This is a genomic window from Brevibacillus sp. MS2.2 (genome assembly GCF_013284345.1).
Taxonomy (GTDB): domain Bacteria; phylum Bacillota; class Bacilli; order Brevibacillales; family Brevibacillaceae; genus Brevibacillus; species Brevibacillus brevis_C.
Window position 1 is genome coordinate 26,428 of record NZ_JABSUZ010000013.1, and the last position, 15,044, is coordinate 41,471.

At 49.6% G+C, this 15,044-nt stretch carries 12 protein-coding genes; 10 read left to right on the forward strand and 2 right to left on the reverse strand.

Annotated features, from left to right (window positions below; genetic code table 11):
• The first annotated feature begins 155 nt into the window (after positions 1-155).
• From HP568_RS14085 to leuB, 7 genes are all read left to right on the forward strand, one after another.
• A complete protein-coding gene (locus HP568_RS14085) occupies positions 156-857 on the forward strand; it encodes a phosphoadenylyl-sulfate reductase (RefSeq protein ID WP_173629402.1) in 702 nt (233 codons plus the stop codon).
• Positions 854-1,978 (forward strand): sulfate adenylyltransferase, encoded by a 1,125-nt coding sequence (gene sat, locus HP568_RS14090; protein WP_173629403.1) that lies wholly within the window; start codon positions 854-856, stop codon positions 1,976-1,978. The genes HP568_RS14085 and sat overlap by 4 nt, the downstream gene beginning before the upstream one ends.
• A gap of 675 nt (positions 1,979-2,653) precedes the next feature.
• Positions 2,654-4,390 carry a biosynthetic-type acetolactate synthase large subunit gene (ilvB, locus tag HP568_RS14095; RefSeq protein WP_048031928.1) on the forward strand — a complete coding sequence of 579 codons (1,737 nt, stop codon included), beginning with the start codon at positions 2,654-2,656 and terminating at the stop codon, positions 4,388-4,390.
• 1 nt (position 4,391) lies between these two features.
• On the forward strand, positions 4,392-4,898 hold the full coding sequence (gene ilvN / locus HP568_RS14100) for an acetolactate synthase small subunit (RefSeq protein ID WP_048031929.1): 507 nt from the start codon (positions 4,392-4,394) through the stop codon (positions 4,896-4,898).
• Between the two features lie 56 nt (positions 4,899-4,954).
• Positions 4,955-5,977: a ketol-acid reductoisomerase gene (gene ilvC / locus HP568_RS14105; protein ID WP_007728552.1), complete on the forward strand. Its 1,023-nt coding sequence runs from the start codon at positions 4,955-4,957 to the stop codon at positions 5,975-5,977.
• A 57-nt stretch (positions 5,978-6,034) separates the two neighbouring features.
• Positions 6,035-7,573, forward strand: a complete 1,539-nt coding sequence (locus HP568_RS14110) for a 2-isopropylmalate synthase (RefSeq protein ID WP_048031930.1) — start codon at positions 6,035-6,037, stop codon at positions 7,571-7,573.
• Positions 7,574-7,651: 78 nt separating this feature from the next.
• Complete coding sequence (gene leuB, locus HP568_RS14115) at positions 7,652-8,746, forward strand: 3-isopropylmalate dehydrogenase (protein WP_048031931.1); 1,095 nt, start codon at positions 7,652-7,654, stop codon at positions 8,744-8,746.
• Positions 8,747-8,816: 70 nt separating this feature from the next.
• Here leuB and HP568_RS14120 read toward each other — a convergent pair whose 3' ends face one another.
• Positions 8,817-10,163: a TrkH family potassium uptake protein gene (locus HP568_RS14120; protein ID WP_048031932.1), complete on the reverse strand. Its 1,347-nt coding sequence runs from the start codon at positions 10,161-10,163 to the stop codon at positions 8,817-8,819.
• A gap of 86 nt (positions 10,164-10,249) precedes the next feature.
• Positions 10,250-11,692: an aminotransferase-like domain-containing protein gene (locus HP568_RS14125; RefSeq protein WP_173629404.1), complete on the reverse strand. Its 1,443-nt coding sequence runs from the start codon at positions 11,690-11,692 to the stop codon at positions 10,250-10,252.
• Between the two features lie 175 nt (positions 11,693-11,867).
• Between HP568_RS14125 and HP568_RS14130 the strand changes: the two genes are divergently transcribed.
• From HP568_RS14130 to HP568_RS14140, 3 genes are all read left to right on the forward strand, one after another.
• Positions 11,868-12,374 carry a MogA/MoaB family molybdenum cofactor biosynthesis protein gene (locus HP568_RS14130; RefSeq protein WP_048031934.1) on the forward strand — a complete coding sequence of 169 codons (507 nt, stop codon included), beginning with the start codon at positions 11,868-11,870 and terminating at the stop codon, positions 12,372-12,374.
• Positions 12,375-12,496: 122 nt separating this feature from the next.
• Positions 12,497-14,275: a B12-binding domain-containing radical SAM protein gene (locus HP568_RS14135; RefSeq protein ID WP_048031935.1), complete on the forward strand. Its 1,779-nt coding sequence runs from the start codon at positions 12,497-12,499 to the stop codon at positions 14,273-14,275.
• Between the two features lie 40 nt (positions 14,276-14,315).
• Positions 14,316-14,984, forward strand: a complete 669-nt coding sequence (locus HP568_RS14140) for a DNA alkylation repair protein (RefSeq protein ID WP_254551224.1) — start codon at positions 14,316-14,318, stop codon at positions 14,982-14,984.
• The last annotated feature ends 60 nt before the right edge of the window (positions 14,985-15,044 follow it).

Genomic DNA, 15,044 nt, shown 5'->3' on the forward strand with positions numbered 1-15,044 from the left:
CCCTTGTCTGGCGGCTTTTTTTCTGTGAAAAGCGCCTCAACCAAACGGTCATGATCATTTGGTTTGGGCGAGTTGGATATAGGTGGACGATGCGCCACTTCCAGTCACTAGGCATATGATGGTGGGTGAATCCTAGCAAGAGAGGAGCTTCGCTGATGAGCAATCGCCAAAAAATGGCGGATGAGGAAATACAGGAATGGGCAAGCCGACTGGAAGAGCAGGCGCCGCAGGACGTGCTTGTGAACGCCGTCGATAATTATGCAGCCAGTCTAATCCTAGCTGCCAGCTTTGGCGCTGAAGATGTCGTTTTAATCGACATGCTGCACAAATTGGCTCCCACCATTCCTGTATTTTACCTCGATACCAACATTCATTTTGCTGAAACGTATGATACGCGTGACAAGCTGCAAGCCAGATACGGCACGACATTTATTCAAGTGCAGCCACAACTGACGCTAACCGAGCAGGCAGAAAAACACGGTGACAAACTGTGGGAGAGAGAACCGAATCTTTGTTGCGAGATTCGGAAGGTAGAGCCGTTAAAGCGCGTCCTGTCCAACTATCAGGCGTGGATTACAGGCATTCGCCGCGAGCAATCACCTACCCGAGTGAATACCAAAAAAGTGGAGTGGGACGAAAAATTCAACCTGGTTAAATTCAATCCGCTAGCAGATTGGACGGAGGCCCAGGTGTGGGAATATATCCATGCACATGATGTCCCTTACAACCCATTGCACGACAGGAACTATCCAAGCATTGGCTGTCGAGTATGCACGCGCGCTGTCATGCCTGGCCAAGATTCTCGATCCGGACGGTGGGCTGGCTTCGAAAAGACCGAATGCGGTCTGCATAAATGAACAGCGCAGGAGGGAAAGACGTGAAGCAAATGATCTTGCCGCACGGGATCAAAAAAGCCATTATCGTGGACAAATGGACCCTGTCGGACATCGAATGTCTTGCTATCGGAGCATTTTCGCCGCTGACTGGATTCATGGAAGAGGCGGATTACCACACTGTCGTGGAAACGATGCGTCTCGCCAATGGAACGGTGTGGCCATTGCCAGTGACATTGGCTATCGATGCAGATGAGCACAACGATGTTGTCCCTGGTGACAGTATTCTGTTACGTGGGGAAGATGGCGTGGACTATGCGATTTTGCAGGTGAAAAGCTGCTTTGTGCCCGATAAAATGCGTGAGGCCGAGCTCGTTTTTCGCACGCTGGATCTCGCTCACCCCGGTGTGAAAAAGCTGTTTGAAAAGTCAAATCTATACGTAGGTGGGCCTGTAGAAATACTGCAAAAGCCACAGCCTGAGCGCTTCTCCGATTTTTATTTGACGCCGGCAGAAACGAGAGAAAGATTTCGAGAAAATGGCTGGAAAACGGTGGTTGGTTTCCAAACGCGCAATCCAGTTCACCGGGCGCATGAATATATTCAAAAGGCGGCATTGGAGATTGTCGATGGCCTTTTTCTCAACCCATTGATGGGGGAAACGAAATCAGACGATGTTCCTGCACAAGTACGAATGAAAAGCTATCTCGCCCTTCTGGAAAATTACTATCCGCGCAACCGTGTACTGCTCGGTGCTTTTCCGGCTGCTATGCGATATGCGGGTCCGCGTGAGGCGGTCTTCCACGCATTGGTACGGAAAAATTACGGTTGTACACACTTTATCGTCGGCCGCGATCACGCAGGGGTAGGCGATTACTACGGCACGTATGATGCACAACACATCTTTTCCGAGTTTGCGCCAGGTGAGCTCGGTATCCAGCTACTCTTTTTTGAGCACAGCTTTTACTGCAAGGCATGCCAAGGGATGGCAACGACCAAGACGTGCCCGCATGACAAAGAATCTCATATGACCTTATCGGGAACAAAAGTGAGGGAAATGTTGAGAAACGGAATCACGCCACCTCCGGAATTTACACGTCCGGAAGTCGCAGCGATTTTGATAGAGGGATTGAAATCCCCGCACTAAAACGGAACTGAAAAAGCGGGAGAGGACGGCAATGCTGTCCTTTTTCCGTTGCGAAAAACCGGACAAGTTTTCCTGTTTCCAGTGAAAAACGTCTCGCCGTTTTTCATAAAAGGATACGCGAACGCTTGCGGTCAACAAAACGGCTTTGACCGTTTTTTGTATCCGCTTTCACGCAAAAACCGCGCTGTAAAGCCATTTCCTACTGAGCATTCGTTCGGACGAAAGTCCAGTAAAATCTTTTTGTTTTCGTTGACACCCCCTAGGTGCCTAGCTATAATCAGACGTAACACTTTATTCTGACAACAACAATATTGAAAATATTGTTTTAATAGTAGGCCAAGACGAGGATGGTGCACGTTACCCCTTTTACAGAGAGCCCTGATGCTGAGAAACGGGTATAGGGTACGTCGCATTGCTCACCTCCGAGCCGTTTAGCTGAAACTTGCTTTGCAGGTAGTAGGCCAAACCGCTTAACACCCGTTAACGTGTTACAGTCCACATTTGCTGTGACTGGCTGAGATCGGCTGACCGTGAGGCGCCGATAAAGTTGGGTGGTACCGCGAACCCTTTCGCCCCAAAAGACATGGAAATAAAACCGTGTCGGGGCGAAAGGGTTTTTCTATGTGTCTATAGTTATTTTCAATACCTGTTGAGAATTGGGAGGAGGAGAGGTCAATGAGTGTTGAAATGGCCGAATTGCAGAAAAAGAACGGCATTCCACCGATTCAGTTCGGGGAAGAAGTGTCAGGAGCAGAAACGCTGCTGCGCTGTTTAATCCTGGAGCAGGTCGAATACATTTTCGGCTATCCAGGCGGTGCGGTGCTCCCCATTTATGACTCCCTGTACGGGAGCTACTTCAAGCACATTTTGACTCGCCACGAGCAAGGCGCTATCCACGCTGCTGACGGATATGCCCGAGCGACAGGCAAACCGGGTGTTTGTATCGCTACTTCCGGTCCGGGAGCAACAAACCTCGTAACGGGGATTGCAACTGCTCAGATGGACTCGGTTCCACTGGTCTGCATCACGGGTAACGTAGCACAGTCGCTGATTGGTACTGACGCGTTCCAAGAGGCGAATATTACGGGAATTACCATCCCGATTACGAAGCACAGTTACTTCGTTCGCGACATTCGCGATCTTCCACGGATTGTGAAGGAAGCTTTTCACATCGCAACAACCGGTCGCCCGGGCCCAGTATTGATCGACATTCCCAAAGACGTCGCCAATGCGAAGGCACCATTTACCTATCCGGATAAAGTGGAGATTCGCGGCTACCGCGCTTCCCTCGTACCAAGCGACGAAGAAGTACAAGGGTTTGTAAAAGCCGTTAGCGAAGCGAAACGTCCAGTCATTTTGGCGGGCGGGGGAATCATTGCAGCTCAAGCAGAGAAAGAATTGCGCGACTTTGCTGAAAAAACACGCATCCCTGTGATCAACACCTTCATGGGATTGGGCGGTTTTTCTGGAACACACGAGTTGTCGCTGGCAATGCCAGGGATGCACGGAAATTACACAGCGAACCAAGCGCTCTTGAATGCGGATTGTGTAATTGGTCTGGGAGCACGGTTTGATGACCGGATCACGATGGGACGCACGAAAGAGTTCGCACCAAAAGCCCGCATCGTACACGTCGACATCGATCCAGCAGAGCTGGGGAAAAACGTAGAGACTGCCGTAACAGTAGCGGGCGACGTGAAGAGTACGCTGGCAAAAGCAATTCCGCTCGCAAAGGCTTGTGATTCGGAAGCGTGGATCAGCCAGTTGAAAGAGTGGCAAGAACAATATCCGTACAAGTACAAAAAAGATGGCGACGTATTGAAGCCGCAAGCAGTCATTGAACTCTTGTACAACTCCACAGATGGGGAAGCGATCGTCACAACAGACGTTGGACAACACCAGATGTGGACAGCTCAATACTATAAGTTCAAGCACCCGCGCTCCTTTATCTCTTCCGGTGGTCTCGGCACGATGGGCTTTGGCTTCCCGGCAGCAATTGGCGCACAGATCGCTCACCCGGATCGCACGGTAATCTCCGTCGTTGGGGATGGCGGATTCCAGATGACCAACCAGGAGCTGGCAATCGTCTCCCAATACAACATTCCGGTCAAAGTAGCGATTGTGAACAACCAGTGCTTGGGAATGGTACGTCAATGGCAGGAGCTCTTCTACGATAATCGCTACAGCCAAATCGATCTGACATGCAGCCCGGATTTTGTCAAGCTGGCGGAAGCCTATGGCGTAAAAGGCTTGCGAGCAAGCACGCCGGAAGAAGCCGAAGCAGTTTGGGCCGAGGCGCTTGCGCATGATGGACCAGTCGTGGTGGACTTCCGCGTGGCACAGGAAGAAAACGTATATCCGATGGTTGCATCAGGCAACACACTAGATCAGATGGAATTGGGGGACGATTAGGATGCAGCAACATACCATTTCCGTACTCGTCAACGACCAACCTGGCGTTTTGACCAGAGTGGCGACACTGTTCGGCCAACGCGGCTTCAACATCGACAGCATTACGGTGGGAGGCACGGAAGAACAGGGGCTGTCCCGGATGATCATTTCAACCGGGGGAGATGACCGCCAAATCAATCAGCTCATGAAGCAATTGCACAAGCTGATCGATGTCATCTCAGTCACGAATCTCAGTGAGAACCCTTTTGTTTCAAGGGAACTGGCACTGATTAAAGTGACGGCATCGCCTAGCCAGCTGGCAGAGTTAAACGGAATTGTCGAGCCGTTCCGTGCCGCGATCGTCGATGTGGGGCCTAGCTCACTGATCGTGCAAGTCACGGGTGACACCGAAAAGATTGATGCGCTGCTCGTACTATTACAAAGCTACGGCGTTATTGAACTGACAAGAACAGGTGCAGTAGCGATGGCGCGCAGTATTGTTCCAGCAACAGCCGCAGCAACGGTTTAAAATGCAAAATTTCAGAATAAAAATTCAAACTAAACATTTTTAGGGAGGCTATACAAATGGTAAAAATGTATTATGAAGCGGACGTAAAACAAGAGGTACTGCGTGGGAAAACAATCGCAATCATCGGTTACGGTAGCCAAGGTCATGCACAAGCACAAAACCTGCGCGACAGCGGTTATAAAGTAGTTGTGGGCTTGCGTCCAGGGAAATCCTGGGATGTAGCAGCAAAAGACGGCTTTGAAGTTTTGACAGTAGCAGAGGCAACCAAACGCGCTGATGTAGTACAAATCCTGATGCCAGATGAGCGTCAAGCACAAGTATACCGCGATGAGATCGCTCCAAACCTGAAATCCGGTGCTGCACTGTGCTTCTCTCACGGCTTCAACATCCACTACGCGCAAATCGTGCCACCAGCGGATGTAGACGTAATCATGGCAGCGCCAAAAAGCCCGGGTCACCTGGTTCGCCGCGTATACCAAGAAGGCTTCGGCGTACCTGGTTTGATCGCAATTTACCAAGATGCAACTGGCAACGCGAAAGATCTCGCACTTGCCTACTCCAGCGGTATCGGTTGCACAAAAGCTGGCGTAATCGAAACTTCTTTCCGTGAAGAGACAGAAACAGACCTGTTCGGTGAGCAAGCAGTATTGTGCGGTGGCGCAAGCGAGCTGGTAAAAGCAGGATTCGATACATTGGTGGAAGCAGGTTATGCTCCTGAGATCGCCTACTTCGAGTGCTTGCATGAGCTGAAGCTGATCGTTGACCTGATGTACGAGGGTGGCTTGGCTCGTATGCGCTACTCCATCAGTGACACTGCTGAGTACGGTGACTACAGCACAGGTCGTCGCATCATCACAGATGAGACTCGCAAAGAAATGAAAAAAGTATTGGCTGAAATCCAAGACGGTACATTCGCTCGCAATTGGATCTTGGAAAACCAAGCAAACCGTCCTGGCTTCACTTCCCGTCGCCGTCTGGAATCCGAGCATGGCATTGAGGTAGTAGGGGAGCAACTGCGCGGCATGATGTCTTGGATCAACAAAGATACGAAAAAAGAAGAAGCGAAAATCGGTCAATAAATAGGCGTGAAAAAAACGCATATATAATGTAGGGAAAAATGTGGAGGTGAAAAGTTCATGCGGACCATTGAGATTTTTGATACGACACTGCGCGATGGGGAGCAGTCTCCGGGCGTCAATATTAGCACGAACGAAAAGGTGGAGATCGCCCTTCAACTCGAGAAGCTGGGCGTAAACAGAATTGAGGCGGGCTTCGCTGCTGCCTCCCCAGGTGACCAAAAGTCTGTGGCCGAAGTTGCAAAACGGGTGAAGAATGCAACAGTCGTCAGTCTGGCTCGTGCCGTAAAAGACGACATGGATAAGGCATACGAAGCGCTTCGCAACGCACAAAACGCTTCCCTCCACGTCTTTCTCGCAACATCTCCGATTCACCGTCAGTTCAAGCTGAACATGAGCAAGGAAGAAGTCCTTGCTCGGGCGGTGGAAGCAGTTACTTATGCGAAAAAGTACTTTACGGAAGTCCAGTTTTCCGCAGAGGATGCGGCGCGTACCGAGATCGACTTTTTGGCAGAGGTTGTAGAGGCGGTCATCAAGGCAGGGGCTACTACGGTAAATATTCCAGATACGGTTGGCTACATGACGCCGTATCAATACGGAAACATTTTCCGTGAGCTAAAAACACGGGTACCTTCTACTGATCTGATTCGTCTGAGCTGCCATTGCCACGATGACCTCGGGATGGCAGTCGCCAACAGTCTCGCTGCTGTCGAGGGTGGAGCTACGCAGGTCGAGGGCACCATCAATGGAATCGGAGAACGTGCTGGAAATGCTGCTCTGGAAGAAGTGGCGCTTGCATTGGAGACGCGCAAGGATTACTACCAGGCAACGACCAAGCTGAATTTGAAAGAAATCGCACGGACCAGCCAGTTGGTGAGCCGTTTGACAGGAATGATCGTGCCAGGGAATAAAGCAGTCGTGGGGGCAAATGCTTTTGCACATGAATCCGGTATTCATCAGGATGGCGTGTTAAAAGAAGTCACCACGTACGAAATTATCCGTCCGGAATCGGTTGGCTTCAAGTCAAACAAACTGGTTCTCGGCAAGCACTCTGGCCGCCATGCTTTCAAGGAAAAGTTGGTTGATCTGGGCTATCACTTGGAGCAGGAAGAAGTAAATGCGGCGTTTGCAGCATTCAAAGTGCTGTGCGACAAGAAAAAAGAAATCACGGATGACGACATCCTCGCATTGGTCGACTCCAAGATGGTTCGTGGACCAGAAGCGTTCCAGCTGGAATCCGTACAGCTTGCTTACGGCAACATTTCCGTTCCGACAGCGAGTGTGCGACTGGTTCGTGCCGACGGATCGGTATGCGAAGAAGCCGCATGTGGAAATGGATCGGTTGATTCCATCTACAAAGCGATTGACCGCGCTACCGGAGAAGAAGTTACCCTCGTCGATTACAAAATCCTTTCCGTTACTCACGGGCAAGATGCGCTGGGTGAAGTGTTTGTTCGTCTGCAGCAGGGCGATCTGATCGTTACCGGCCGCGGCGTGAGCACAGATGTGCTGGAAGCGAGCGCGATTGCCTATGTACGGGCAGTGAACAAGATCATGGAGCGGCGTGGCGAGCCTATGCCCGTCAGTGCAACGATATAAAGATAGGTCAAATATGGATAGGATCATAGGAACCAGCAGCGTTCGGAAACCATTACGTATAGAAAAGCGGGATAAACGATGAAGAAAAACTATCGCATCGCCGTTCTTCCTGGAGACGGTATTGGACCAGAAATCATGCAGGAAGCGGTCAAAGTCCTTACACTCGTAGGGGAACTTGAAGGTGTCACTTTTACATGTGAAGAAGGCCGAATCGGTGGTATAGCAATCGATACGGATGGAACACCATTGCCAGAAGAAACGGTAACGCTGACAAAGCAAGCGGATGCTGTGCTCTTGGGTGCCGTTGGCGGACCGAAGTGGGATCAGAATCCTGGGCATCTTCGTCCAGAAACAGGGCTGCTCGGCATTCGCAAAGCGCTCGGTTTGTTTGCGAACATTCGCCCAGCTACCATGCACAGCTCTCTGGTCGATGCTTCTTCCCTCAAGCCAGAAGTCGTTTCTGGCGTTGACTTGATCGTTGTACGTGAACTGACCGGGGGGATTTATTTCGGTGAGAAAAAACGCTATGACGGTCCAAACGGTGAAGTCGCAGAAGATCAATGCATCTATCATGAAGCGGAAGTCGAGCGAATCATTCGAGTCGGTTTCGACATTGCGCGCAAACGCCAAAAGCGTCTCGTATCTGTAGATAAGGCAAACGTCCTCGAAAGCTCCCGCCTCTGGCGCAAGGTAGCCGAGCGAGTAGCGGCGGACTATCCAGATGTAGAGTTGTCTCATCAGTTGGTAGACTCCTGCGCGATGCAGCTCGTGCGAGAACCAAAGCAGTTTGACGTCATCGTGACGGAAAACATGTTTGGCGACATCTTGAGCGATCAGGCAGCGATGCTGACTGGTTCGATTGGGATGCTGTCCTCGGCGAGTCTGGCAGCAGGCAGCTTTGGCCTGTATGAACCGGTTCATGGTTCTGCCCCTGACATTGCTGGAAAAGGCATTGCCAATCCGCTGGCAACCATTCTGTCTGTAGCGATGATGCTTCGTCTCTCACTTGGTATGGATGAAGCGGCAGCAGCAGTGGAAAACGCTGTTTGGTCCGTACTGGAAGCAGGACATCGCACTGGCGATATCGCGGCTGACAGAAGCAAAGCGATTGGTACAATCGAGATGGGCCAACTGGTTCGCGACGAGCTGTCCAAACAGTGGCAAAAACAATAAATTATACGCAAAACGAAACCCTGCCAAAGTCCTTCGGTGATTTGGCAGGGTTTTCTCCATTTTTATACGGTTATCCGATCGTGATCTTCCCTTTTGGATAACGGAAGTATTCCTTTTGCTTGCGTTGAGCGAGGGCAAAGGCAATCGTGAGAGGTCCCAAGCGACCAGCAAACATCGTCAAAACGATTAATGCTTTACCGATTGGCGTAAGGTTTGGAGTCAGCCCCATAGATAGTCCAGTCGTAGCAAATGCAGAAGTGACCTCGAACAGGATCATCTCGAATCGGGCACTTGTCTCTGTAATGGAAAGCACCATCGTCATGACAAGGACAATGAACAAGGCGATCATCGTCAATGTCAGCGATTTGTAGACCATGTGAGGCAGAATGCGTTGCCGAAAGAAGATGACATCTTCCTTCCCTTTAATTTGGGCGATAACAGCACCAACCAGTGTAGCAAAGGTCGTCGTTTTGATTCCGCCTCCAGTTGAACCAGGTGACGCACCAATGAACATCAGAATAATAATGAGGAAGAGGGACGACTGATACATATCCCCGATATTCAATGTGTTCGAACCTGCCGTACGAGGTGTAACCGACTGATAAAAGGAGCCAAGCACCTTACCCATCATGGATAGAGGCTGTAACGTTTTTGGATTGTTATACTCCAAAATGAAGATAAGCACGGTCCCTGCCGTAATCAAGAGACCAGTTGTTGCCAGTACCACTTTCGTATGTAAAGACAGGCGGCGGGTTTGACGATAATCGTATAACTCACTCACAACAATGAAACCAATACCGCCTAGAATGATCATCAGACAGACGACGAAATTGACGAGCGGATCATCTACATAAGCAGTTAAGCTGGCGAAATCCCCCATCAGATCAAACCCAGCATTATTAAAATTAGAAATCGCATGGAAAAAGCCAAAGTAAATCGCTTTTTGCAGAGGAAAGTCAAAGGCAAAACGAATAGAGAGAAGCACTCCGCCTATAAACTCAGTGAGTGCAGTAAAAATCAAAATCATTTTGGCTAAACGTACGACACCTTCTATCGATACCTGATTGAGCGACTCTTGCAGGATGAGTCGTTCACGCAATGAGATTTTTTTACGCATGATCAGTGCGAAGAAGGTAGCGAACGTCATAAATCCGAGACCGCCAATTTGAATGAGAGACAAAATAACAAGCTGACCAAAGATCGTAAAGGTCGTACCGGTATCGACGACAACCAAGCCGGTTACACACGTAGCAGAGGTGGCCGTAAACAGAGCATCAAGCCAATGCAGACCAAGTCCATCAACTGTAGCGACCGGGAGTGTCAAAAGCAGCGCTCCCAGGAAGATAATCAAGGCAAACCCAAGAACAAGCGTTTTTGGTGGATCAAGGTGAAGCTTTTCTACGATTTTTTTAATCATAGCAGGTTATACCTCGGCTTTTTTAAAGTCTAGTGTAAAGGTAAGAGGGAAATCCATCTCTTAGTATGGCATTTCCCTTAGAAATCTTACCGAAGAAGAGCAGCACCCAATCGGTGAAGCCAATGTTTCAACTCTCGTTCTTCCAGTGGAGCAAGCGGGAAACGGACAGCCGGGCAGCGCAGAATATCCGCAGGCTCATCCGCTACGCGAAAAGCATGGCCACCAGTCAGCTCGAGACCCTCCTCCCGCAGAATAGCGACGACTCTCTCTTCCTGTTCGGTTGCTCTTGCGGTTGGCGTTCCCCATTTGATCCACGTATTTAACCCCCCTGAAATGGGGTACATTCGTGCGTGCTCAGGGAGTGCCTGGCGTCGTTCCTGCCACAGTCGCAGGAAGCGGGTCTGGAACAGGGCGCGACGATCCGTCAGAAACTCTTCATAAAACCACGGATCATCGAGGAGTCGAACGGCAGATTCCACGACGAGTAAGGATGGCTCTGCTCCTGTCATGGAGACAAGCTGACTGTAGCGTTCCAACTCGTCATCTGATAAATCAGAAGGAAGCATTAGCACGCCCAATTGCAGATCGCGAGCCAATGTTTTGGATAACGAATGAAGATAGTAGACCTCCACAGGGCTTTTTGCCTGCGCAGCCATCTGGTATAGCGGAACACTCGGTTCTTCAAACCAGAGATCGCCATAATGGTCGTTTTCCACAAGACGGACGTTATGGCTCTGCGCCCATTCGAGCAAATCTTCCTTTCGTTTCAACGAATAGCTAATACCGGTAGGAAAGTGATAATGCGGGTTAATCAAAAGCCAATTCGCCGGGTAATGCTCCTGCTCTTCCGTGAGAGCTTGAATACAAACGCCTTCTTCATCCATGCGAATCGGGCGAACGGTAATCCCGCACTGGCTCAACAGGCGAAGAAATACGGGATAACTATACTCCTCTACATAGACGACATCACGTGAATTCATGACACGCTGCGCAAGAAAAGCGAAGCCGCTTGTGCTTCTATTAAATAGCAGGAGTCGCTCAGGCGAGTGAGGGAGCCCTCTGCGGCCGAGGTGATCGGCAAAAACTTTGGCAGCTTGTGTTCGCCTGATTTTCTTTTGCGCGGACGGTTCATCCAAGACGGTCAGGCTCTCATAAAAAGCACCACGCAAACGCTTCACCAGCTCTTCGCTTGGACGAGGGGAGGAATCAGCGAGGGAAGCGATCGGAATATCTGTGAGCGGGAGGCGATTTTCCAAACGAGCTTCTTTGGCAAGCTGCGTCAAGTAATAGCCTTTGCCGTGTACAGCTTCCAGCCAGCCTTCCAACGCAAGATGATCGTATGCTTTTTTGACTGTCTCCAGCGAGCAGCCGCTAATTGTTTTCATATCTCGCAGTGATATTAATTGTTGTCCATCTACAAGAAAGGCACCACGCAGAATCGCTGTTTTTAATTGCTCAGCGAGTTGTACATAGATCGGTGTGTGCGATTGTTTGTGGAAATGAAAAGAAAAATACGGTCGCTCTGGCATTCGCGCACGCCTCCTTGTCTGTCGAAAAAATAGCAGTCATCAGCATTATATAGGAAAGCGAAGCATCTCGGGTATAGGGAGTGAAGAAAATGTTGCCGGAACGACGAGGGTATTGGAAACCCGAACATGGTATCATAAGAAATAGGTATATATTGAAGAAATGAGGAAATTACGGATGAGTACGCAGGAACACAAGGCGTTATCGCCCAAGCAAGTCACATGCATGGTCATTACCGTTTCCGATACCCGGACAGAGGATACAGATAAAAGCGGACAGTTAATGAAAGAGCTTTTGACGGAAGCGGGTCACAGCGTTGCCCTGTATCAAATAGTAAAGGACGAGCCTGTACAGGTCATTGCAGCGATCGAAGCGGGAATCGCACATGAAGACGTTCAAGTCATTCTTCTTAATGGCGGTACTGGCATTTCGCCAAGGGACAATACCTTTGAGGCTGTTTCTGGCTTGCTTGATAAAGAAATGCCGGGGTTTGGCGAGCTGTTTCGGATGTTGAGCTTTACAGAAGACATCGGTTCGGCAGCGATGCTCAGTCGTGCGATTGCAGGAACGCGGAAAGGGAAAATGATTTTTTCCACGCCAGGCTCGACAGGTGCGGTGCGACTGGCGATGAATCGGTTGATCGTGCCAGAGCTGGGGCATGTGGTGCGCGAATTAAACCGTTAACGATTTGCCGTTAGTAGTCTCGTATGGTACTGTTACGAAAGGAAAAAGATCGGTCAGACCATGAACCATCGATTGCAGATGGTTTTTTGATGCCGAATTTTGCAAGGAGAGTAGGCCCATCCATGAAGATTTTACTATCGACCTTAAACGCCAAGTTTATTCACTCCTCACTCGCTTTGCGTTATTTGCGAAGCTATGCCCAGGAAGCATTTCCTTCGATTGAGCTGGTGGAGTATACCATCAACGATGTGACGTTAAATATAGTAGCAGATATACACAAGCGCAAGCCCGATGTCGTTGCATTTTCCTGTTATATCTGGAACATTCGAGAGACGCTCAGTGTCATGCGCACGTTGAAAAAGATTTGCCCGGATGTTCCGATTATCCTCGGCGGACCAGAAGTGACCTACGATGCGGACGAATGGATGAAGAAGCATCCTGAAATCGATGTCATCTGCATTGGTGAAGGGGAGCAGACCTTCTTGGAGCTTTTGCAGGTGTATCAGGAATCAATGCAAACGAATCAGCCTCCACGCCTGCGTGATGTAGCTGGAATCGCTTATCGCGAAGAGGAGTACGTGCGTTTTTCCATGCCGCGTGCGCAAGTTGAAGAGATGGACAGCATTCCTTCCCCATACGCGGACCATCTGGACGAGCTGAACAACCGCGTCGTCTATTTTGAGGCATCCCGTGGGTGTCCGTTCAAATGCCAATACTGTCTGTCTTCGATTGAAGACGGCGTACGCTATTTCAGTCTGGAACGAGTCAAAGAGGATCTCATGCGCTTGATCAATCACGGCGTCAAAACGATCAAGTTCGTGGATCGCACGTTTAACATCAATAAAAAATATGCGTTGGAAATCTTTCAGTTTTTGATCGACAACCACAATGGCACGATCTTTCAATTCGAGATCACGGCAGACATTTTGCGGGCGGACGTTCTCGACTTCTTGACCGAGAACGCACCACCAGGCATTTTCCGCTTCGAAATTGGGGTTCAATCCACGAATGATGAGACCAACCGCCTTGTTCAACGGATTCAGCGCTTCGATCGCCTTGCGCGTACAGTGACACAGATCAAGGATTCGAAAAAAATCGATCAGCATTTGGATTTGATCGCTGGTTTGCCTGAGGAAGATTATGCGTCTTTCCGCAAAACCTTTAACGACGTATTTGGCCTGCGCCCGGAAGAGCTCCAGCTCGGCTTTTTGAAAATGCTCCGCGGGACCGGTGTTCGCGCTCGTGCGGCTAATCACGGCTATGTTTTTATGGATGAGGCTCCTTACGAAATTTTGGGGAACAACGTCCTTTCCTTTGATGACATGCAAAAAATCAAGCGTGTAGAAGACATTCTGGAAAAGTACTGGAATGCGCACCGGATGGACTATACAGTGGAGTGGCTGTTGGCAAATCAATTCGAAACAGCTTTTGACTTCTTCCAGACATTTGGTGACTATTGGGAAAATCAAGGCTGGAGCCGAATCGGTCATCAATTAGAGGATTTGTTCGTGCGCTTGCAGAAGTTTTTGCAATTCCAGCAAGTGGACGGTATGGGGCATGTGCTCAGCATGATGAAATTCGATTTCCTGCGCAACCAGAAGCATCGCCCGCGCAAGCTGTGGTGGGAGGATGTCATGGACAAGGAAGAGATGCAGCAGACGTTTGCTGTCCTAACCGAGCAGCGTGAGCGACTCCGCGATGATTTTGCCGCACATGCTGCATTGGAAAAAGATTACTTCAAGCACACGCTGACTGCCAAGGTGACCTTTGACATTGAAAAATGGATGGAGACTGGTGAGTTTGTCGAGGGAGATTTTACCCTTGTCGTGTATTATCCGTACAAAGACGAAGCGCAAAATGCTTTTGCTGTCGTCAAGCAGGACGTCCAAGTAGCAGGTTAAACCACCGGAATATCAGATGAGTTGGGTGGAGGAGACGCAGATGAACGCAAGCGAGTATACGAAGGCTGTCGAGGAACGGTTGCGTGGCCATGGTGATTCGATTGTGGCTGGTCCAATGGAACAGTACATGAAAAATCATTTTCCCTTTCTGGGGATCAAATCACCACAGCGCAAAGAACTGACCAAACAAATCTTTCGTGATTATGGTGTACCCGAAAATTGGGAGCAGGTCGTTGGTTCCTTGTGGGCTTTGCCAGCACGAGAGTACCAGTATGTAGCGCTTGACGTACTCGAGAAGTCCAAAAAGCGTCTCACCCCTGACCATCTCCCGTTCGTTGTCGAACTTATCACGACAAAATCGTGGTGGGATACCGTGGATTATTTGGCTTCTCATACAACGGGCAAATTGTTTGTCTTGCATCCCGAACTGATCGGACCGAATACGACAGTCTGGATGAATGGAACGAACATGTGGCTGCAACGAACGGCGATTTTATTTCAGTTGTCATACAAAGACAAGACAGATCAGCGGCTGCTCTTTTCCTTGGTGGAAAGATGCGCGGATTCCAAAGAGTTTTTTATTCAGAAGGCAATCGGCTGGGCGTTGAGAGAGTATGCGAAAACAAATCCCGACGCTGTACGTGAATTTGTAGAAGCTACGCCACTCGCGAGTTTGTCCAGACGTGAAGCGCTCAAACATCTATCATGATAGAGTCGTCTGGCGTATCTGTGCTTGATAAAATACGTAAATCTATTGCAAAATAAACAA

Coding starts and splice junctions, on each gene's coding strand:
- HP568_RS14130 (WP_048031934.1), top strand. CDS start 11,868: ATGAGTACGCAGGAACACAAGGCGTTATCGCCCAAGCAAGTCACATGC.
- ilvB (WP_048031928.1), top strand. CDS start 2,654: ATGAGTGTTGAAATGGCCGAATTGCAGAAAAAGAACGGCATTCCACCG.
- HP568_RS14120 (WP_048031932.1), bottom strand. CDS start 10,163: ATGATTAAAAAAATCGTAGAAAAGCTTCACCTTGATCCACCAAAAACG.
- ilvC (WP_007728552.1), top strand. CDS start 4,955: ATGGTAAAAATGTATTATGAAGCGGACGTAAAACAAGAGGTACTGCGT.
- ilvN (WP_048031929.1), top strand. CDS start 4,392: ATGCAGCAACATACCATTTCCGTACTCGTCAACGACCAACCTGGCGTT.
- HP568_RS14125 (WP_173629404.1), bottom strand. CDS start 11,692: ATGCCAGAGCGACCGTATTTTTCTTTTCATTTCCACAAACAATCGCAC.
- HP568_RS14085 (WP_173629402.1), top strand. CDS start 156: ATGAGCAATCGCCAAAAAATGGCGGATGAGGAAATACAGGAATGGGCA.
- HP568_RS14140 (WP_254551224.1), top strand. CDS start 14,316: ATGAACGCAAGCGAGTATACGAAGGCTGTCGAGGAACGGTTGCGTGGC.
- leuB (WP_048031931.1), top strand. CDS start 7,652: ATGAAGAAAAACTATCGCATCGCCGTTCTTCCTGGAGACGGTATTGGA.
- HP568_RS14110 (WP_048031930.1), top strand. CDS start 6,035: ATGCGGACCATTGAGATTTTTGATACGACACTGCGCGATGGGGAGCAG.
- sat (WP_173629403.1), top strand. CDS start 854: ATGAACAGCGCAGGAGGGAAAGACGTGAAGCAAATGATCTTGCCGCAC.
- HP568_RS14135 (WP_048031935.1), top strand. CDS start 12,497: ATGAAGATTTTACTATCGACCTTAAACGCCAAGTTTATTCACTCCTCA.